General features: G+C 70.7%; 12 protein-coding genes. 3 read left to right on the top strand and 9 right to left on the bottom strand.

The window, feature by feature from the left end; translation table 11 throughout:
* Positions 1-4 precede the first annotated feature (4 nt).
* The 3 genes from ACIBK4_RS29785 to ACIBK4_RS29775 all read left to right on the top strand — a co-directional run bounded on the left by ACIBK4_RS29785 (position 5) and on the right by ACIBK4_RS29775 (position 6,169).
* Positions 5-3,736, top strand: coding sequence for an amino acid adenylation domain-containing protein (locus ACIBK4_RS29785; protein ID WP_398999436.1), 3,732 nt, complete (start codon positions 5-7; stop codon positions 3,734-3,736).
* Between the two features lie 62 nt (positions 3,737-3,798).
* Positions 3,799-5,004 (top strand): hypothetical protein, encoded by a 1,206-nt coding sequence (locus tag ACIBK4_RS29780; RefSeq protein ID WP_398999434.1) that lies wholly within the window; start codon positions 3,799-3,801, stop codon positions 5,002-5,004.
* Between the two features lie 70 nt (positions 5,005-5,074).
* Positions 5,075-6,169 carry a serine hydrolase domain-containing protein gene (locus ACIBK4_RS29775; protein WP_398999432.1) on the top strand — a complete coding sequence of 365 codons (1,095 nt, stop codon included), beginning with the start codon at positions 5,075-5,077 and terminating at the stop codon, positions 6,167-6,169.
* A gap of 78 nt (positions 6,170-6,247) precedes the next feature.
* On the opposite strand, the gene ACIBK4_RS29770 is transcribed toward ACIBK4_RS29775, so the two are convergent.
* The 9 genes from ACIBK4_RS29770 to ACIBK4_RS29730 all read right to left on the bottom strand — a co-directional run bounded on the left by ACIBK4_RS29770 (position 6,248) and on the right by ACIBK4_RS29730 (position 20,460).
* The gene (locus ACIBK4_RS29770; protein ID WP_398999430.1) at positions 6,248-7,564 is read right to left on the bottom strand and encodes a glycoside hydrolase family 16 protein; all 1,317 of its coding nucleotides are present in this window, start codon (positions 7,562-7,564) and stop codon (positions 6,248-6,250) included.
* Between the two features lie 711 nt (positions 7,565-8,275).
* A complete protein-coding gene (locus ACIBK4_RS29765) occupies positions 8,276-9,418 on the bottom strand; it encodes a glycoside hydrolase family 19 protein (protein ID WP_398999428.1) in 1,143 nt (380 codons plus the stop codon).
* A gap of 95 nt (positions 9,419-9,513) precedes the next feature.
* Positions 9,514-10,332, bottom strand: coding sequence for a lectin (locus tag ACIBK4_RS29760; protein WP_398999426.1), 819 nt, complete (start codon positions 10,330-10,332; stop codon positions 9,514-9,516).
* A gap of 248 nt (positions 10,333-10,580) precedes the next feature.
* Positions 10,581-12,377, bottom strand: coding sequence for a RecQ family ATP-dependent DNA helicase (locus ACIBK4_RS29755; protein ID WP_398999423.1), 1,797 nt, complete (start codon positions 12,375-12,377; stop codon positions 10,581-10,583).
* Between the two features lie 283 nt (positions 12,378-12,660).
* Positions 12,661-14,283, bottom strand: coding sequence for a cellulose binding domain-containing protein (locus tag ACIBK4_RS29750; protein ID WP_398999421.1), 1,623 nt, complete (start codon positions 14,281-14,283; stop codon positions 12,661-12,663).
* A gap of 256 nt (positions 14,284-14,539) precedes the next feature.
* Positions 14,540-15,541, bottom strand: a complete 1,002-nt coding sequence (locus tag ACIBK4_RS29745; protein ID WP_398999419.1) for an NAD(P)H-dependent flavin oxidoreductase — start codon at positions 15,539-15,541, stop codon at positions 14,540-14,542.
* A 42-nt stretch (positions 15,542-15,583) separates the two neighbouring features.
* Positions 15,584-16,738: an acyl-CoA dehydrogenase family protein gene (locus ACIBK4_RS29740; protein ID WP_398999417.1), complete on the bottom strand. Its 1,155-nt coding sequence runs from the start codon at positions 16,736-16,738 to the stop codon at positions 15,584-15,586.
* Positions 16,722-18,845, bottom strand: a complete 2,124-nt coding sequence (locus ACIBK4_RS29735) for an acetate--CoA ligase family protein (RefSeq protein WP_398999415.1) — start codon at positions 18,843-18,845, stop codon at positions 16,722-16,724. The genes ACIBK4_RS29740 and ACIBK4_RS29735 overlap by 17 nt, the downstream gene beginning before the upstream one ends.
* 76 nt (positions 18,846-18,921) lie before the next feature.
* Positions 18,922-20,460 (bottom strand): APC family permease, encoded by a 1,539-nt coding sequence (locus tag ACIBK4_RS29730; protein ID WP_398999413.1) that lies wholly within the window; start codon positions 20,458-20,460, stop codon positions 18,922-18,924.
* Positions 20,461-20,499: the final 39 nt, after the last annotated feature.

Below are 20,499 nucleotides of genomic sequence, written 5' to 3'. Positions count from 1 at the left end.
CTGTATGTCCCGCATCGAGACGCCGTTGTCCTTCGGCCAGCAGCGCATCTGGTTCGTCGAACAGGTCGCGCCCGGCAATGTCGCCTACATCAACCCCGACGTCAGGATTCTGCGCGGTGCGCTCGTGGTCGACGCGCTGGATGCCGCCGTCCGCACGGTCGTCGAACGGCATGACGCCCTGCGCACCAGGATCACCCCCGCGACCGGCGGTCGAGAGCCCATGCAGTGGGTCGAGCCGCAGGCCGGACACCCGCTGCACGTGGTGGAGATGTCCGCGCGGGAGACGTCCACCGACGCGCTGCGGCCGGCCATCGAGGCCTTCGTGCGGGAAGCGGCCGGGCGGCCGTTCGACCTGGCCGGCGAGTCACCGATGCGGGTCCACCTGCTGCGCTGGAGCGCCACGCTGCACGCACTGGTCGTCATCGGGCACCACATCGCGCTGGACGGCTGGTCCCTGACCAACGTCATCGAGGAGATCGCCCTCTTCTACAACCGCGAAGTCGGCGCCACGGACCACAAGCCCCGCGAAGTGACGGTCCAGTACCCCGAGTTCGCCGCCTGGCAGCGGGAGCACCTCGACGAGGACCGGATCCGGGAAGAGGCCGCGTTCTGGCGGGACTACCTGGAGGGAGCCCCGGCGGAGACCGAGCTGCCCTGGGACCGGCCGCGTCCCGAGCGCCGCGACATGACCGGCTCCATGATCAACCTCGTGCTGCCGGACGAGGTGCACGACGCGGCGCGGCAGCTCGCGTCCACGGCCCGCTGCACCCTGTACATGGTGCTCGCCGCCGCGCTGTCCGTGGTGCTCACCCGGTACTCCGACCAGCGGGACGTCGTGCTGGGCACGCCGGTCGCCGGACGGACCAGGACGGAGTTCGAGTCCACCGTCGGGCTCTTCCTGAACCTGATCTCGGTCCGCGTCGCGGTCGACGACGACGCCTCCTTCCTGGAGCTGCTCAAGTCCACCCGCAGCTCCAGCCTGAAGGCGATGCAGCACCAGGACCTCCCGTTCGACCAGGTCCTGCAGAGCCTGTCGGTGCAGCGGCAGGACAACGTCTCGCCGGTCTTCCAGGTCTCGCTGTCCGTCGCCAACCTGCCCGACCTGCCGTTCGACCTGGCCGGTCTGGAGCCGACCGAGCACCTCTGGGTCGAGTTGAACGGAGCGCGCTACGACCTGACGACCACCTTCGTGCCGGAGGCCGGCCGGCTGCGGCTGAGGCTCCAGTACGACACGGCTCGCTTCGACGAGAGCACCATGCGCACCCTGGTCTCCCACCTCGGCCAGGTCCTGCTCCAGGCGGCCGGGACACCGTCGGTGCGGGTCGCGGACCTGGACCTCGCCTCCGAGGAGGAGAAGAACCGGGTGGGCGAGTTCTCCGGGCTGGGCACCGTCGAAGCCGCCGCACGGCCCGTCACGGACGTCCTGGCGCGGTTCGGCCGGGCAGTGCGGACCTGGCCCGACCGGATCGCCGCACGATCCGGGGGCGACACCCTGACCTTCGCCCGACTGGACCGGGAATCGGACGCGTTCGCCGACGCACTGGCCGCCCAGGGCATCGGCCACGGCGACGTGGTCGCGGTCCGTCTGCCGCGCGGCCTCGACTTCCTCGCCACCGTGCTCGGCATATGGAAGCTCGGCGCGGTCTTCCTCCCGCTCGACGCCGCACACCCCGCTCAGCGCACCGCGTTCATCCTCGACGACGCGAACGCCCGACTCGTGGTGACCGACGAGGACACGGGGGAGACGGCGGGCCTGCGCACGGTGAGCCCCTCCGGACTGCGGGGTCCTGCCGCCGAGCGGGCGGCCCGTCCGGACGCCGAGGCCGAGGCCGAGGCCGAGGCCGGGACGACCGCGTACATCATGTACACCTCGGGTTCCACCGGTGACCCGAAGGGCGTCGCCGTCGCCCGCACCGCGCTCTCCGCCTTCTGCGAGGCAGCGCTCGACCTCCTGGGGATCACCCCCGACGACGTCGCGCTCAGCCTGACCACCACCTCGTTCGACATCTCCCTGCTGGAGTACCTGGTTCCGCTGCTGGCCGGTGCCTCGGTCGAGCTGCTCGCGGAGGGAGCGACCAGCCCGGCAGCGGTCGCGCGGGCGCTGGCGGCGACCCCGCCGGTGACGTACGTCGGCGGCACGCCCACCGTGTGGAAGTCCCTGCGCGAGGCCGGAGTCGAGGTCGCGTCCGGCACCAGGCTGATGCTCGGCGGCGAACCGCTGCCCGGCGAATTCGCCGCCTACCTGGACGGGCGCGCCCTCACGTACTGGAATTTCTACGGCCCGACGGAGGCGACGGTCTACTGCACCGTCCAGCACTCCGGCGGGCGGGACGAGACCCACGCCACTGCCGTCGAGACGACCTCCTGCGTCGGCACCCCGTTCGGCCTCAACCGCGCCTATGTCCTGGACGCGTCCTACCGTCCCTGCCCGGTCAACGTACCCGGCGAGATCTTCCTCGCCGGCCCCCAGGTGGCCCAGGGCTACGTCGGGCTGCCGGAGCTCACGGCCAGCCGCTTTCCGCTCGACCGGATCGCGGCGGACGGCTACCGCCGCTACCGCACCGGGGACGCGGGGCGCTGGGACGCCCGGGGACGGCTGCGCTTCCTGGGGCGGCTCGACACCCAGGTCAAGGTGCGCGGCTTCCGGGTCGAGCTGGAGGAGATCGAGAAGCGCCTGGCGCAGTGCCCCGGCGTCGCCGACGCCGTCGTCGGCGTCGATCCCAAGAGCGCCGACCGGCTGATCGCCGGCATCATCCCCGAGGGCGACACCCTGCCGGAGGCGGCAGGACTGCGCGAGCACCTCTCCCGGACACTGCCCGCCTACATGATCCCGTCCCTCTACGTCCGGCTGGACGCGCTGCCGATGTCGGCCGCCGGAAAGCTCGACCGCCGCGGCCTCGCCGACACCACCGCACCGGTGCCGGTGGCCGACCAGGACGGCGGTTCGCCCCACGAGCAGCTGATCCGCGGGGTCTTCCGCGACCTTCTGGGACGCGACGACATCGGACGCGACGCCAACTTCTTCGAGCTGGGCGGCCATTCGCTGCTGGCGGTGCAGATGGTGCTGCGTTTCCAGGACATGTTCGGTGTCACCCTGGAGACCGCCGAGGTCTTCCGTTTCCCGACCCCGCGGACCTTCGCCGAGCGGCTCGGGCGCCCGGAGTTCGTCGCGCAGTCCTCGGTCCCGCTGCGGGCCGCGGGCGGCGAGCCCACGGTGATCTGCCTCCCGCCGCTGAGCGGTACGGCGTGGAGCTTCGTCCAGTTGCTGCCGTATCTCCCCAGGCACATGCCGGTCCACGGAGTTCTGTCCTCGGTCCTCGCGGCGGACGGGCGCTCGGCCGATCCGGCCGCCGTGCTGGAGGAGTTCGTCTTGGCCGTGGAGGACATCGGCCTGCTGGGACCGGTCGTGCTGGTCGGCTGGTCCATGGGCGCGGCGCTGGCACCCGCCGTCGCGGCCGAACTCCAGGAGCGTGGTTACCAGGTCGAGCACGTGGTGATGTTCGACGCCGCCGACGTGGACCTCGCCGGACCGCCGTACCGGGTGTCCTGCGGTCTCACGCACTTCCTGGCCGCCGATCGCACCTCGGACCTCGACGGGCCGTACTGGGAGGGCCACTTCGAGGGCGGGACGGACACGATCGTGACCACCGCACCGCACCTGCGCATGCTCGACCCGGACAAGCTGGCCCAGTCCGGGCCGCAGCTGCGCAGGACGCTCATGGAGTTCGGCGGCTGAGCCGACCGGGCCGCGGGCCCACCGCCGAGCCGCGCTGACAGCACCCACGTACGGAAGAGGCCATGACCGAAGACCTGCACGGCATCAAGGACATCGACAGCGTGGACGGGTTGACCCTGCGCGAACGGGTTGCCGCAGCCGTGGACGCCGCCCGCGCCCACGCCGTGGACGTGGACGCCGCGGGCCGCTTCCCGGCCGAGGCCCTCGCCGCGCTGAAGCGGCACCGGCTGCTCGCCCCCGAACCCGTCCCGGGTCAGGGCCTGTGGACCGCGCCGCAGATCGTCGCGGTGGCCCACGCGCTCGGCCAGGCGTGTGCCTCCACCGCCATGATCTGGGCCATGCACCAGGGGCAACTCCAGGCGGTCGCACGCCAATCGAAGACCGGCACGGCAGTGCGGGAGTTCCTCGACTCCGCGTGGGAGACCCAGCCGCTGGTGGCAAGCCTGATGTCGGAGACCGGAGCCGCGAGCCCCCGGGAGAGCCGGGCCCACTGCCGTGAGGAGCCGGACGGCAGCGGCGCCGTGGTCATCGACAAGAACGTCTCGGTCTCCTCCTACCTCCAACAGGCCGACGCCGGACTGCTGGTGGCCCGGCGTTCGGCCGACGACGCGGTCACCGAAGGCGCGGTGGTGCTCGTGCACCGCGACGAACTGGTCGTGTCCCACTGGCGCGAATGGCAGGCCCTCGGCATGCGGGGCACCGGCAGCGGCGGCGGCAGGGTCCGGGCCCGGACACATCGTGACCGGATCCTGGAGGAGTCGTTCAGCGAGGTCTCGGCCCGCGTCATCATGCCGCTGTCGAACCTCGGCTGGGCCGCGTGCTGGCTGGGCATCGCCGAGTCCGCGTTCACCACCGCACAGGACGCCTTCCGGCGCCGGCAGAGCCAGACCGCACCCGATGTCCTCACGGCCAGAACGATGCGGCTGGGACGGGCCTCGGACACCATCGACGAACTCACGGAGCAGATCCACTCGTTGGCCGCCCAGTACGAGGAGGTGCGGGACCTGGCCGGCGACGCCATGGTGCGCCGCTCGAACGCGCTGCGCCTGACCGCCGCCGCCCGGGCGGGCGAGAGTGTGATGGACTCCTTCCAGGTCATCGGCGTGGACGCCTATCGGGAGCCGTCGGCGAGCAAATGGAGTCTGAGCCGTCAGATACGCGACGTGCTGTCCGCCCGCGTCATGATCAGCGAGGACCGCATCCGCCTCGGCAGCGGCCAACTCGCCCAGCTCCCGCGCCGAAGCAGCCTGCAGGACGCGCTCGGCTGATACGGCGGGAGCGGGCGGCGGGGCGGATGACACGGATGCCGGCAGACGGCGGAGGAATGGCGTGGACGGCGTGGACGCAGTGACGACGCGATACGACGGAGAGGTCCTGGAGCCCGGCGAACCGGCCCTGGACCCCTGGCAGGGAGTGGACGCCGCGGCACTGGCGCGTGCCGTGCGCGCGCAGGCGTCGAGGCCGGTGGCGGGCATCGACGACATGGCGTCGTATCTCGCCGCCCAGGTGTCGGACACGGCGCACCGCGAGGTCGTCGGCCCGCTGCTCGACGGACAGGGGGCCGGCGGTGTCGTGGTGCGGGCGGGCACGGTCCTGGCCTCCTGGGGTGACCCGGCGCGCGCGGAGATGGCCTACAGCGCCACGAAGAGTGTGCTGTCGCTGGTGGCGGGCGTCGCCTACGACGACGGCGTGCTGCGTCTGGACGAGCCGGTGTCGACGGCCGTGGACCTCCCCGAGTTCGACACCCCCCACGGGCGCGCGATCACCTGGCGCCACCTGCTGGATCAGACCAGCCAGTGGGAGGGCGAACTGTGGTCCAAGCCGACCTGGGTCGACGTACAGAGCACCCGCGAGGGCACGGAGTCGGCCGGCGGGCCGCCCGGCGCCGGCTGGGCCTACAACGACGTGCGCGTGAACCTGACGGCGCTGGCGCTGACGGCCCTGGTGCGCCGCAGCCTGCCGGAGGTGCTGCGCGAGCGCGTCATGACACCGACCGGCGCTTCCGACGGCTGGTCCTGGCACGGCTACGACCGTGCGGTGATCGCCCTGGACGGCGCCGAGGTGCCGGTGGTCTCGGGCGGCGCGCACTGGGGCGGCGGTCTGTGGATCAGCGCCCTGGACCTGGCCCGCATCGGCCTGCTCTGCCTGCGCGGCGGGCGTTGGGGAGGGCGCCGGGTTTTGTCGCGGAGTTGGATCGAGGAGTTGTGGCGGCCCTGCCCGGTCAAGCCCGAGTACGGCCTGTCCTGGTGGCTCAACGACCACGGCACGGTATGGCCCCGGGGCCCGCGCACAGGCCGCTGCGCCCGCGGCAACGGCGGCAACCACCTGCTGTGGGTGGACCCGGCACGCGACCTGGTGATCGTCTCGCGCTGGGGTTCCGAGGTGGAGCGGCTCCTGGCCGAGGTGTCGTCGGCGGTGTCGCCCCGCGCGTGATGTGCGGGCGTTCTCTGGGTGAAGGTCGCCGGAGCGGTGTCCGTACCGGGCCGGCCCGGAAGGACCGGCCCGGGAGGCTCACTGGACGTAGGTGTAGTGCGGGCTGTCGTACTGCGGCCCGTTCTTCTCGTAGGTGAACCAGTAGGTCAGGGTCGTGCCGGTGGCGAGTGTGACGTTCTGTGTCCAGGTGCCGCCGTTGTTGGTCATCCGGAAGTTCTGCTGGCCGGAGCCGTTGACGAGGTAGTGCACGTCGACGTACGCCGCCGGTGTGGTCGGAAGGAACGTGATCTGCGCCTGAGTGGCGCTCACGCGCGTGACCCCGGCGGTGTAGTCCGGTGTCGTCGTGGTCCCGCCGGTGCTTCCGCCCGTCGTACTGCCTGTGGTGCCGCCGGTCGTCGTGCCGCCGGTGGTGCTCCCGCTCGGGTTCTGCTGGTAGACGGCGAACCAGTCGACGCTCATGGCGGCGCCGGAGGTGATGCTGCCCGCCTGGGCGGCCGAGCTGCAGCCGCAGACCTTGTCGGGGTAGGAGCCGGCGATCGCCAGGTCGAAGATGGCCATGAATCCGTGGTCGACGGCGGCCTGCCAGGTGGCGACCGACACCTGGTTCTCGTTGACGGTGAAGGTGAGATTGCCGTCGAGGTAGAAGCGGAGCTGCTCCGCGGCGGTGTTCGTGCGGTCGATGATCGCGGAGTACGTGTGGTAGCCGGTCTGGCAGCCCGCGCACGGCTGGAGGTTGCTGGTGATGCCGTCGGGGTCGTGGCACTCGCCCGCCCACACACCGCAGTGGAAGGTGGTGGAGTGCTGGCTCAGCGCGTTGACGTCCTCCATGATGTCGAACTCGCCGATGCTCGGCCAGTTCGTCGCGCCGACCGGGCGGGCCGCGCCGCCCATCGCCCAGAACGCGGGCCAATAACCCAGTCCGCTCTGCGGGTTGGGCTGCAGGATGGACGCGCTCATCTCCAACTGTCCGCCGGCCGGGGCGGCGAAGTCGGTGCGCTGGGTCTCGATACGGCCCGAGGTCCAGTGTCCGGAACCGTCGCGGAGCGCCTTGATGACCAGGTGGCCCTGACCGTCCTGGTAGACGTTGCTCGTGGAGTCGGTGGCCGATTCGACTTCGCCCGTGCCCCAGTTGGCGGCTCCTCCCGCGTATCCGGTGCCGAGGTCGTACAGCCAGTTGGTCCGGTTGAGCGCGCTGCCGGAGGCGCCGTTGAAGTCGTCCGAGAAGACGGTGGTCCAGCCTGCCGGCGCGCCTGGTACAGCCGCCGAGGCGCTGCCACCGGTGCCGAGCACGCCTACGAGCGCGCCGATGAGCAGCAGCAGAGCGCTGCCCAGAACGAGAGGGACGGTTCTCTGACTGCCGGCCGGCGTACCGGCGGGCGGTGGGGAGGTTCTCATCGTCGTGGTTCTCCCTGTCAAGCATGCGGGGTGGGAGTGCTGCAGGGGCCTGGCTCCTGGTGGGGCTCGGGAGCAGGTCGTTTCCGTCGTCGGATCAACTGCTCCGGCACGTGTGGAGCCGACACGATCCGCCGATGAATCTGAGAGCGCTCTCAGAGTGATCGTGAATCCGCGGTGTTTCGTTGTCCTCCTCTGTCCTCGGCGCCGCCGCACTACGGATCCTGGTGCGCGCGGCCGATTCCGGACGATCCGTCATGTCGCGTGAGGCAGGCCTGAGTTGGACGCCCGCCGGGCAGGGACCGCCGTTCCAATGCAGGAGTGTCCGGCGCGACCCTCCACGCGTCAATGGCTTCAACGTGATCGGTTGAGAAGCAGGTGTCCTGGCGACGCTCTCTGGAGTTCCGGTGAAAGTCCGAACCAATTTCCGTCGAGCTGTGCACCGCCTTCCAGTGATCGGTCCCACGCGGGCTTGCCCTTGCTGAGCTGCGGTTGTGCGATGGCGGCGTTGTGAAGGAGTTCCCGTCCCCGAGTCGACGGCCCTTGTGGCGGCTCGCAGACGTGGCGCTGCGGCTTCAGGAGTTGAAGACAGGCGCTTCGGGGAATCTGCTCTCGGCTGATCCCGCCTTCGTGCCCGCGCGACGGAACAGGTGTGGTGCGAAGGCCGGTTCACGGAGGAACCGGCCTCGCATCAGGCGTGTCCTGTCACGAGCGTCAGCAGTAGAGGTTGCTGCCGGGGCTGACCCCGAGGATGGAGGTGAAGCGGTTGTAGGCGTCGACGCGGCTCTGGACCTGCGCGGGGTTGCGTCCGTCGCACTCCAGGGAGCCGTTGATGGAGCGGATGGTCTGGCCGAAGCCGGCGCCGTTGACCATGGCGTTGTGCGGGGTCATCGTGCCCGGGCCGGACTGGGTGTTCCAGTACCACAGGCCGGTCTTCCAGGCGACGGCCGAGTCGTTCTGCACCAGCCAGGGGTTGTTGAGGAGGTCGATGCCCAACGCGTCGCCCGCGGCCTTGTAGTTGAAGTTCCAGGACAGCTGGATGGGGCCGCGGCCGTAGTAGGCGGCCTGTCCGGCCGGGCAGCCGTAGGACTGGCTCGTGTCGCAGTAGTGGGGGTAGTTGGCGGTGTTCTGCTCGACGACGTAGACCAGTCCGCCGGTCTCGTGGCTGACGTTGGCGAGGAAGGCGGCGGCCTCCTGCTTCTTGACCGTGTCGGAGCCGGTGGTGGCGAAGCCGGGGTAGGCGGACAGGGCGGCGGTCAGGCCCTGGTAGGTGTAGAAGCCGTTCCGGCTCGGGAACATCTGGTTGAACTGGGCTTCACTGACGACGAAGCCGGACGGCGTGGTGCCGCCGCCGCTCGCGGGAGCGCTCCACTTCTGGTTGGCGCCGCCCGAGCAGGTCCAGATCTGGAGCCGGGTGCCGTTGGCCGAGTTGTTGCCGGTGACGTCCAGGCACTTGTTGGCCTGCGGGTTGACGATGTCGTTGGCGGAGCTGACCGCCCACTTCTGGGCGGCGCTGCCGTTGCAGTCGTAGAGCTGGACCGTCGTGCCGTCCGCCGTGCCGCCGGAGGCCACGTCAAGACACTTGCCGAGCGCGCGCAGGGTGCCGTCACCGGGGTTGGACCAGGTCTGGGCGCTGGTGCCGTTGCAGTCGTAGAGCTGAACGGCGGTCCCGTTCGCGGAGTTCGCACCGGCGACATCGACGCACTTGCCGGCCAGACCGGTGATCCGGCCGTCCGCCGCACGGGCGGGGGAGACGGTGAAGAGAGCGGACAGAACCGCGGCGAGCAGCATGACGAGGGCCGGTCTGCTCAGAGCCGTGAGTCTGCGGAGACTCGGTATGAAGTGGGGGGTGGTCATGGGTCTTTGCTCCTGTGATTGACGGGCGGAGGTGCAGGTGGTCGAGGGCGATCGGCCGGCGTCGGCCGGCAGGCGAGCCCGACGTGCCGCAGCCGTCAGCCCAGAACCGTCTGGGTGACGACGATGTGTCCGGCGTCCGGGTCGAGGACGCCTCCGAGGCGGCTGAAGGCGCCGTCGGTCAGATCAAGGCACTTCGGTTCCTGCGGGGTCTGGACGAATGTCCCGCGGTCATTGATCCGTACGGTCAGGGAGTTGCCGTTGGCGACATTGGTGACCTGGACACGCGTACCGAAAGGCAGTTGGGGCTGGCGCGAGAGCGAAGTGGCCGCCGTGTCCGCGTTGTTGTCGAAGACCTCGCCGCTGGCCGTCAGGGCACCGGCGGGCTGGGGACCGTAGTGCGTGGCCCAGCACTGCTCCCCGGACTGTTGCGCGGGAGCGCTCCACTTCTGGTTGGCGCCTCCGGTGCAGGTCCAGATCTGGATGCGCGCGCCGTTGGCGGAGGAGTTGTCGGAGACGTCGAGGCACTTGTTCGCGGCCGGGTTGACGATGTCGTTCGCGGCGGTGACGGTCCAGCGCTGGTTCGCGCCGCCGGTGCAGGTCCACAACTGGACCTTGGCGCCGTCGGCGGTCGAGTTGCCGGTGACGTCGAGGCATTTGCCCAGGGCGCGGACGGTGTTGTCCGTGCCGACCGTCCACTGCTGGGCGCCGGTGCCGTTGCAGTCGTAGAGCTGAACCGGTGTGCCGTCGGTGGAGTCGGCTCCGGCGACGTCGAGGCACTTGCCCGCGAGGCCGGTGACGGACCCGGTCGCCGCCGCTGCCGGCGCCGCGGTGAGGAGGCCCATCAGCAGGGCCAGCAGGGCGAGGACGGGGGTGCCGCGTAACGCGACGCGGGGGAGGGGGGAACGAGCGGTCATGGGGTGTCGGGCCCTTTCGAGCGGTTCGGCGCACGCGGAAGAGGGCACAGGCCTCAACTGGGCGCGATCCGAAGGGAATTGACCACTCGAAAGTAAAAGTCTAGACCAATAAGGTCAAGATGTGTGCACGCGTCCAACAGTCTGATCATGACCACGCATCAGCTCATGGCCACGCACCGGCATCGGGAGTACAAAGAACGAAAGCCGGCACCACAACACGCCTGAACGCGGCGGAAGTTGGTCCAGTGTCAGCGCGGTGTATCAGGCAACGCGACGAGCAACTGCCTGTCGGTCACCACGGCCAGCGACAGGGTGCGATAGCCGACCGACTCGAACAGGATGGTGAGCTTGCCGTCGCCCTCGCTCATGACCTCGCCCTCGCCCCACTGGTCATGGCTCACGCGGACGCCCGGCAGGTAGGTGTGGTTGTCCGTCGTGGGACCTGCCACGCTCTCCGTCGTGCGGACGGCACCCGCTGAGGCGTCCGCGCGTGCACCGGTCCGGGTCCACCGGCGTCGGCGTGCGGCGGCCTTGGGCGGCTGTCCGGCGTCTCCGGACCGCTCGCGCTTCGGCCCGCGCGCAGGCTTGGTCGCCGGGTCCGTGCAGTTGTCGCACGCCCCGCACGGGACGGGGGCGGAGTCGCCGAAGTAGCCGAGGAGGAACTGGCGCCGGCAGTCGGTCGTCTCGGAGTATCCGCGCATCATGTCGATCCGGGACTGTTCGAGCTTGCGGTGCGTGGCGTGGACGGCGAGGGCGCTCTGCACAATGGCGTCGACATCGTCATCCGCGTCGGCGCCGTCGGCGCCGGTGAAGCGGCTGCCGTCCCGTCCGGTGCGGACGGCTCCCGCCTCCTCCAGCAGGTTCAGTACGGCGGACAGGGCCGTCGCGCCGAGTTCGCAGTCGGCCCGGAGCCGGGTCGCGCTCACGGCGCCCTCGTCGCCGCGCAGGCGCTCCGTGACGCGGCGCAGTGCGTCGGCGTCGGGAGCGCCGGCGGCGAAGAAGCGTTGCAGGCCCAGGTCCTGAGTGCGGTAGGCGAGGATCGCCCTGGCCGGTGCGCCGTCGCGGCCGGCCCGGCCGATCTCCTGGTAGTAGGCGTCGAGCGAGCCGGGGACGGACGCGTGCAGCACGAACCGTACGTTCGCCTTGTCGATGCCCATCCCGAACGCCGAGGTCGCCACGACCACGTCGAGTTCACCGGAGCTGAACCGGTCCTGGGCCTGGCGGCGTTCGGCGGCGGAGAGCCCCGCGTGGTAACTCGCGGCGGCAAGACCGAGGTCGCTCAACTGCTCGGCGTAGCTGTCCGCCGCCTTCCGCGTCCCCGCGTACAGGATTCCCGGCTTCTCCTCGACGGCCGCCCGCTCCACGACGAACCGCTCCTTGGCGGCCGCGTCCTGGAAGGCCGATACCTCCAGGCGGATGTTGGGACGGTCGAAGCCGGCCACTATCTCCACCGGGTCGGTCATGCCGAGACGTTCGGCGATGTCCCGCCGTACCGGGGCCGCCGCGTTCGCGGTCAGGGCGAGCACCGGCGGGTTGCCGAGCCGTTCGCGAGCGTGGCGCAGCCGCAGGTAGTCCGGCCGGAAGTCGTGCCCCCAGGACGACACGCAGTGTGCCTCGTCCACCACCAGCAGCCGGGGCCGGACGGCGGCGAGCCGGTCCGTGACGTCCGGCTTGGCGAGCTGCTCGGGAGCGAGGAAGACCACGTCGACCGAGGAGGCGCTGATGCGCGCCCATGACGTCTCGTTGTCGCTCTTCCGCTGCGCGGAGTTGACGGCGGCGGTGCGCAGCGCGCCGGATCCGAGCAGGCTCTGCATCTGGTCCCGCTGAAGCGCGATCAGCGGCGAGACGACCACGACCGGACCGCCGAGCAGGACCGCGGGCACCTGGTACACGGCGGACTTGCCCGCGCCGGTCGGCATGACGGCGAGCACGTCACGCCCCTTCATCACGGCCTTCATCGCACTGAGTTGGGCCGGGCGGAGGTGCTGCCAGCCGAAGACCCGACGGGCGGTGCCGCGCAGACGACGGGACGTGAGTGTGAGCATTGTTCTCCTTGAAGCGTGGGCGTCCTACCGCCGTGTGTCTGGCGGCTACCCCGGTTCGCGGAGATATCGCGTCGTGCGATGCGGTCGCCCGTATCGAGATCCCACGGCACGCGCCCAACTCCTTTGGGAATGAGGGGCTTTGCCGGTGCTCGGAGACTCATGACGTGGCATTCATGTGCACCCCCGCACCGCCGGCAGGAAGAAACGTGCCTCAACTTGTGCGGGCCGAGCTGGGTTTCGGCCCGAACAAGTTGATTGGCGGGGCGCAGGTGACCCCGCGGGCTCAGCCCGCGTAGGTCGCGAACAGTTTGGAGAACTGGTACGGGGTCTGCGGGATGTTCGTGCACTTGCTCAGGGCGCCGGTGCAGGCGTTCCCGTCGCGGGTGACGTCCCAGAAGCCCAGCTCGCCCAGGTGGTTCTGCTGAGCGAAGGTGAGCACCTGCTGGGCGTCGGCGGCGGTGAACACCTCGCTGGCGGTGTCGTTCTGGCCGAGCATCGGGGTGAGGCCGACCATGGCCCAGGTCTGGGCGGTGGTGAGGCTCGGCCACACCGAGGCGATCTGGGCGCGGGTCGAGGTCGCGGCCTGGATGGCGTAACTGCCCATCTTCCCGGACGGGTTGGGCGCGGCGCCGTCGCCGTAGTCCATGGCCATCAGGTTGACGGTGTCGACGTTCAGGTTGTGCGACTTGGCGGAGTCGAGGATGTAGAGGCCGTCCGCGGTCAGGCCGCTGGGCAGGACCGGGAGCGTGAGCGTGACCTTGAGGTCGCGGCCCTTGGCGCGCTGCGCGGCCTGGACGGCGGCGACGGCCGTCGAGCGCCGGTCGATCGAGGCGTGGTCGAGCGTGGCGGCGCCCTCGATGTCGAAGTCGACGCGGTCCAGGGCGTAGGCGTCCACGACCTTCTGGTACTGCGCCTGGAGCGCGGTCGTGCTGGTGCAGGCGAGGGCGAGTTCGGTGCCCGACGCGCCGCCGAAGGACGGTCGGACGTCACCGCCCATCGCGCGCAGTGAGTCGAAGTCCGCCCGGTCCCAGGCCGTGCCCGGGTCGAAGGAGTTGAACCAGCTCGCGTTGCAGCCGGTGGACCCGGCGGTGATGAAGCCGAGCGAGAACTGCCGCAGCCCGGTGGTCGTGGCGATCTGCGTGAGGTTCGGCGTCGGGTAGGCGCCGAGGTCGACAAAGGGGGCCGCCACGCCGGGAGTTGTGCCGCTGCCCGCCGTCGCGGTGAGGGTCGCGGAGTGCGCCGACTCGTTGTTGGAGTCGTCGAGTGCGGTCACCGAGAAGCTGTGGCTGCTGCCGGCGAGCAGGCCGCTCACCGTGAAGGTGGTGCCGGTGCCGGAGGTGGTGGCGATGACGGTGCTGCCCTCGTAGACCCGGTAGCCGACCACGCCCACGTTGTCGGTCGAGGCGTTCCAGCTCAGCGTGACGCTGCCGGGGCCGGTGGCCCGGACGGCGAGGCCGGAGGGCGTGGAGGGTGCGACGGTGTCGGCGGGGACGCCGGCGCAGGGGCCGTTGTTGATGAGACAGGCGCTCGGCGGGACGACCGAGCCGCTGTAGCTGAAGTCCATGCCGACGACGGGCGCGGAGTCACCGGGGGCGAGCGGGGCCTCCCAGGTGGGGGAGGTGATCGTGTACTGCGTCCCGCTGTGGGTGAGCGTGCCGTTCCACGAACTGGTGACGGCCTCGGTGGCGGGCAGGGTGAAGGTGATGGCCCATGAAGTGACCGTGTGGGTGGACCTGTTGGTGACCGTGTAGCCGCCCTCGAAGCCGGCACCCCAGGTGGAGGTGATGCCGAAGGAGGCGATCAATCCGGTGTTGTCGGCCGCGTGGGCGGCCGGGATGGCGGTCGTGGCCATGCCGCCGACCATCAGGGCGGCGGCCAACGCGGCGCGCAGCGACGCACGTCTCATGCGGAGCTCCTCCGTGGGGCGAGGCCGCGCACGGCGTCGCGCCGGTACGCGGAGTGCGGTGCCCTGCATGCGCGTCGCACGGTGAGGAGGTGCGGGTGCGGAGGAGCCGTGCGACGTGATCAGGGCGGGGTGAGGCAGGGGGAAACCGTCGAACGGCGAGTCGTGAAGTTAATCGGTAACTTTCCTTACTTCTGCCTGCGTAGCGAAGCGTGGCTGGCCGCGTCGGCCCGCGTCAAGAGATCCGGGGAAGATTCGTCTAGACCAATTTCGCCCCCGTGGGCGCGAGTTGCCGCCGTAGACGGTCGCGGACGATGTTCTCGGCGTCCGCCACGATCGTCCGGACCACCGTCTCGCAGCTCTCCACACTGTCGATGAGGCCCTGCGCCTGACCGGCCCACCACATGCCGCCCTCGACGTCGCCCTCACCCAGCACCCGTTGCCTGCCGCGTTTCCCGGAGGCGAGTTCGGCGACGTCAAAGAAGGTGGCCCCGGGGCGCGCGCCGATGCGGGCGATGTCCTGCGAGACCACGTTGCGCGCCACCCGGGCGGTGTTGCCGAACTCCCGGAAGACGATCTGGGTGCCGCGCTCGTCGTTCGCGACGATCCGCGCTTTCACGTTCGGGTGGACCGGCGCCTCCTCGGTCGCCTCGAACCGGGTCCCCATGTTGATCGCGCATGCCCCGAGGGCCAAGGCCGCGACAAGGCCGGAGCCGGTGGCGAAACCTCCGGACGCGATGACCGGGATACGCAGCCTGCGGGCGGCGGCCGGAATCAGCACGAGGCCGGGGACGTCGTCCTGACCGGGATGCCCGGCACACTCGAACCCGTCGATGCTCACGGCGTCGACGCCCAGCGCCTCCGCCTTGAGCGCGTGCCGGACGGCGACCGCCTTGTGTACGACCTTCACCCCGGCCCGCCGGAACGCGGGCAGGTGCGCTGCGGGGTTGCTGCCCGCCGTCTCGACGACCCCTACGCCCGAGTCGATGATGACGGCCCGGTAGTCGTCGTAGGGCACCGGCTCGATGGTGGGCAGGATGGTGAGGTTGACGCCGAAGGGCTTGTCGGTCAGATCGCGGCAGCGCGCGATCTCCTTCGCGAGCGCCTCCGGGGTGGGCTGGGTCAGCGCGCTGAGGAACCCCAACGCGCCGGCGTTCGCGACGGCCGAGATCAGCTCGGCGGTGCCCACCGCGAGCATTCCGCCGCACACGATGGGATGGTCGACCCCGAACAGCTCCGTGAACTCGTTGCGAAAGGGCATGTCACTCCACTTGTTGAGGCAGGGTCAGGGACGTCACGGGTGTCACAGGCGCCGCGAGATGATCAGCCGCATGATGTCCGAGGTGCCTTCCTCGATCTCCTCCAGTTTGGCGTCGCGCATCCACTGCTCGACCGGGAACTCGCGCGAGTAACCCCATCCGCCGAGGGTCTGGACGGCGCCCCAGGTGACCGCCATCGCGGTCTCCGAGGCCTGGAGCTTGGCCATGGCGGCGAGCTTGGTGGCCTCCGCTCCGGCGTCCATCGTGCGTGCCGCGTGCAGGGTGAGCAGCCACGCGGACTCGATCCGGGTCGCCATGTCGGCCAGCCGGAACCCGACGGCCTGGTGCTCGATGATCGGCTTGCCGAACTGCTTGCGCTCACGGGCGTACGCGAGCGCGTACTCGTAGGCCGCGCGGGCCGCTCCGGTCGCCGCGGCGGCCAGCACGATCCGCGATATGTCGAACGTCCTCATCAGACCGCGGAAGCCCTGCCCCTCGTCCCCGAGACGATCGGACTCGGGTACGAAGACCTCGTCCAAGAAGATCTCGCGGCAGACGATGGCGCGCTGGCCCATCTTCCGCATCGGCTCGCCGAACCTCATCCCCTCCGCGCCCTTGCGCAGCAGGAAGGCGGTCACCCCGGAGGAACCCCGGGTGGGGTCGGTCTTGGCGAAGACCACGTACTGGTCGGCCAGGCCAGCGTTGGAGATCCACGCCTTCTGTCCGCTGATCGCGTAGCCGCCCTCGACCCGGACGGCGGTCGTGACGATGGACGCGGCGTCGGAACCCGCCTCCGGCTCGGTCGTCGCCAGCGCGGTGTAGAGGGGGTTCGGACCGGCCAGCGGACGCAGCCACTCCGCCTTCTGCTCCTCGGTGCCGAGCGCGAGCAGCGGATCGGCGAAGAACCCGTTGGAGCAGACGAAGTTGCCGATGCCCGGGTCGCCCCAGCACATCTGCTCCTGGACCAGACACTGGGTCACGACATCGGTGAAGCCGCCCCCGCCGTACTCCTCGGGCAGCATGAAGTCGGTGATGCCGACCTTGGCCGCGGCCCGGAAGATGTCCAGCGGCGACTCGATGTCCCGCTCGTCGACCTCGCGTCCGCGCGGCCGGATCTCGTTCGCGGCGAACTCCCGGCACAGGCCGACGATCGCCCGCTGCTCATCGGTCAGCGGCCAGGGTTCAGTGGACGTGCTCACGTGATGCCTCCTGCTCGTCGGTGGTTTCCCGGTGGCGGTGCACCCCGGTTGCTTCACATACGGCTTTCGCTACGACGTCCTCGGCTCGCGGGACGACGAGCGCGTCCACGGCCAGGGCGCCCTCGGGCCCGACCCGGATCGGGTTGACCTCGATGTCCGCCAGACCGGGGGTGGCCGCGATCGCCTCGGACACGGCGACGATGGCGTCGATCAGGGCGTCGAGGTCGACCGCGGGCTGTCCCCGCCAGCCGTCCAGCAGTCGGCGCGAGCGCAGGCGGTCGAGCATCCCGGCCGCCGTCCGCCGGTCGACCGGTGCCAGTTCCACGGATACGTCGTGCCAGAGTTCGGCGAGGACTCCGCCGTGCCCCACGGTCACGGTCGGACCGAAGTCGCGGTCCCGGCGGGCGCCGATCAGCAGCTCGACGACGCCCGGCCGGGTGTCCTGCTCCTCGACGACGTACTCGCCCGGTCCGAGCCGTTCGTACATCTCGCGGAACACCGCGTCGGCGGTGGCCGGGCCCAGGCCGGTGCTGACCGCCCGGTGTTCGCTCTTGTGCTCGATCCAGCCGGCCTTGAGCACCAGCGGCGGTCGCAGGGACGCGCAGGCCTCCACGAACCCGGCCGCGTCGGTGACCCGTCTCGCCTCGGGCATCGCGATGCCGAGTGCGGTGAGGAACGTACGAGCTGCCCAGTAGCCCGGCGCCGGGACGGCCGCTTCGGTCCGTACGGTCATCGGCGCCGGGCGGGGCCGTCCGCCCAGTCGGGTCAGGTGGCCCAGCGCGCCCAGGGCCCCGTCGATGGTGTCGAAGACCGGGACGCGGTGCTCCCGCAGGCGGGCGATCGCGGGCGAGGCGGCGCTCATGCTGTGCACGATCAGGGGTACGTGGGCCGCGTCCGTCCGCGGGCGTCGGCCGAGACGGTCGATCACGGCGGACTCGGCGTCCTGGAGGCTCGGCGAGTCCTCGCCGTAGCAGCCGAGATATCCCGACAGGACGATCGAGTCGACCTCGCCGGAGGCGGCCACCAGTTCGGTGACCCGCGCGTAGACCTGGAGGTCCGCCTCTCCCGCGCCCGCGAGGTCCACCGGATTGGACACCGCCGCTGCGGCGGGGAGCAGATCACGCAGGCGCGCCTGGAGCGGTTCGGTGAAGACCGGCGCCCGCAGACCCCGGTCGGCGGCGAGGTCGGCGGCGATCCCGCCCTGTCCGCCGCTGTCGCTGACGATGGCGACCCAGCGTCCGCCCGGTGGCGCGGTCGCGTCCAACACCCGGGCGGCGTCGACGAGTTCGCGGGGCGTGGCCACCCGGAGGGCTCCGGCCGCGCGGCACGCGGCGTCGACGACGTCGAGGGCCGAGGTCATCGAACCCGTATGGGACCGGGCGAGGCGGCGGCTGCCCTCGCTGGCGCCGGTGGTGAGCAGCAGCGCGTGCTTGCCGGCGCGGCGGAGGGCTTCTAGGGCGGTGACGATCCGTGCTCCATCGGCGAAGCTCTCCAGGTAGAGCGCCACGGTGGTGGTGTGTTCGTCGGAGACGAGCGATTCGAGTACGTCGACGGCTCCCACGTCGAGCTGGTTGCCGACCGAGTAGAAGCGCGACACACCGAGCCCGGCCCGTGCGCCGAGGCCGGCGATCTCGGAACCGAGTTGACCGCTCTGCGAGACGATCGCCAGCCTGCCGGGTGTGAAGTGCCCCCAGGCGAGCCGGAGTTCCGCGGCGGCGTTGAACAACCCGAGGCTGTTCGGTCCGATCATCCGCGCGCCCGACTCGCGCAGCAGCGCGGCGAGTTCGGCCTCCTCGGCGCCGAGTCCCGCCGTGATCGAGAGGAACGCGCGGCACCCCTTGGCGAGCGCGTCCCGGACGACGGGAAGGACATGTTGGGGCGGCACGCACAGGGCGACGAGGTCGGGGGCCCGTGGCAGGTCGTCCACGGCCGGACGGCAGGCCTGGCCGAGGACCTGTGCGGCACGGCGGTTGACCAGCCACACCTGCCGCCGGCCGGCACCCGCGAGGGCGCCGGTGGCGAGCCAGTAGCCCCATTTGGCGCGGTCCTCGGTGGCACCGACGACGGCGACGGACGAGGGGTCGACGAAGGCCTGGGGAAAGGACACGGACGATCTCCCGGATACGGGGTGCGGGTGAGGAACTCCCCGGCGGACGGCGGAAGTTCGGGCAGCGGGCCCGGACTCAGATGCTGGCCGAGACGCTCGGCCGACGTGCGAAGAACGTGGGATACAGACGCCGACAGACCAGGAGGGCGAGCAGCCCGATCAGGACCGTCCCGATACCGATCACGAACGCGCCGCCGACGCGGGATCCCGAGGAGAACGGCAGGGTCCAACTCGTACCGCTGTTGATCGGATCCCATGCCTGGACCAGGCTCCAGGCGCCCGCGCCGAGCAGGACGACCCCGCCGGTCGCGGGGAGCACCACGGCCAGCCAGAGATCCGACGCCTTGGCGCGCGGCCCGGCGCGGTGCACCCAGGCGGAGGTGAGCCCGGTGAGCCCGTAGTAGAAGGCGATCAGCACCCCGCAGGCGGATACCGCGTCGCCGAGGACGAGACCGTGGCCGAGGAAGTTCAGCGCGACGTACACCACCGCGCCGACGACGCCGACCGCGATCGTGCCCACGTGCGGGATGCGGAAGCGCGGGTGCACCCGGGCCAGTGCGCGGGGGAGTGCGCCTTGGTCGCCCATCGACAGCATCGTGCGGCTGAGGGTCAGCACGGTCGTCTCCGTCGAGGCGGCGGCCGAGGTGAGGACCATGAGGATCAGCAGGTGCCACAGCACCGAGCCGAAACCGCTCGACCCGAACACCGCGGTACCGAAGCCGTACAGGACGTCCCCGGAGTTGTCCGGATTGTTGAGGCCGATCCCGGTGGCGCCGATACCGGCGAAGGAGAGCGCGGCGAAGGTGGCGAGGAGGTACAGCGCCACCAGGAGCACCGTGGACCAGGTCGCGGCCCGGCCGGGGACACGGTGCCGGTCGGCGGTCTCCTCGTTGACGGTGAGCGCCGTCTCCCAACCCCAGTAGATGAACAGCATCAGCACCAGCGCGCTGACGAACGCGCTCAGGGACGCGCCCTCGAACGGGTTGAGCCAGGACAGGCTCGGCCGCCGGGTCCCGGTCGGCGCGGAGCCGCCGTAGGCCTTGACGAGTGCGACGACGGAGAGGGCCACGAGCATGCCGAACTCCAGGAACAGCAGGGCGCGTTGGACCGCGGCCGCGATCTCGATGCCGCGGTAGCAGACCAGGGTCATCAGCGCGAGCCAGCCGAGTCCGGCCAGCAGGACCCGCCAGTCGGCCGGTGCGGAACCGATGTCCTCCGCGCCCACCAGGAGGAACACGTACTGTCCCGCGACCTGGGCGAGGCTGCCGATCACGAGGACGAACGAGGCGATGATCGCCCAGCCGCCGAGGAAGCCGAGGCTCGGGTTCAGGGAGCGCGTGGCCCAGGTGAAGATCGTGCCGCAGTCCGGGTCGCGCTTGTTGAGCGCCGCGTAGCCGAACGAGACGAACAGGATCGGGATGAAGGCGAGTACCACCACGGCCGGGGCCTGGAAGCCGACGTAGCCGACGACGAAGGCCAGCGTCGCGGTGAGGCTGTAGGCGGGCGCCGCGGACGCCACGGCGAGGATCAGGCTGGTGGCCATGGAGAGCGCGCCGGAGCGCAGGCCCTTGTCCGCCTGGGCCTCGCGCACTTGGAGTTGCGAATCCGAGGTCATTGCCACTCCCGATCTGTTGGGCTACGGGTACCGACAAAC

This window comes from Streptomyces sp. NPDC050528 (assembly GCF_044457795.1).
Taxonomy (GTDB): Bacteria; Actinomycetota; Actinomycetes; order Streptomycetales; family Streptomycetaceae; genus Streptomyces.
Note: the sequence above shows the minus strand (reverse complement) of the source record. Positions and strands in the feature narration are given on the sequence as shown.

Excerpts from the sequence above, each read along its gene's own strand:
- ACIBK4_RS29785 (WP_398999436.1), top strand. The coding sequence starts at position 5 with ATGTCCCGCATCGAGACGCCGTTGTCCTTCGGCCAGCAGCGCATCTGG.
- ACIBK4_RS29780 (WP_398999434.1), top strand. The coding sequence starts at position 3,799 with ATGACCGAAGACCTGCACGGCATCAAGGACATCGACAGCGTGGACGGG.
- ACIBK4_RS29770 (WP_398999430.1), bottom strand. The coding sequence starts at position 7,564 with ATGAGAACCTCCCCACCGCCCGCCGGTACGCCGGCCGGCAGTCAGAGA.
- ACIBK4_RS29765 (WP_398999428.1), bottom strand. The coding sequence starts at position 9,418 with ATGACCACCCCCCACTTCATACCGAGTCTCCGCAGACTCACGGCTCTG.
- ACIBK4_RS29760 (WP_398999426.1), bottom strand. The coding sequence starts at position 10,332 with ATGACCGCTCGTTCCCCCCTCCCCCGCGTCGCGTTACGCGGCACCCCC.
- ACIBK4_RS29755 (WP_398999423.1), bottom strand. The coding sequence starts at position 12,377 with ATGCTCACACTCACGTCCCGTCGTCTGCGCGGCACCGCCCGTCGGGTC.
- ACIBK4_RS29750 (WP_398999421.1), bottom strand. The coding sequence starts at position 14,283 with ATGAGACGTGCGTCGCTGCGCGCCGCGTTGGCCGCCGCCCTGATGGTC.
- ACIBK4_RS29745 (WP_398999419.1), bottom strand. The coding sequence starts at position 15,541 with ATGCCCTTTCGCAACGAGTTCACGGAGCTGTTCGGGGTCGACCATCCC.
- ACIBK4_RS29730 (WP_398999413.1), bottom strand. The coding sequence starts at position 20,460 with ATGACCTCGGATTCGCAACTCCAAGTGCGCGAGGCCCAGGCGGACAAG.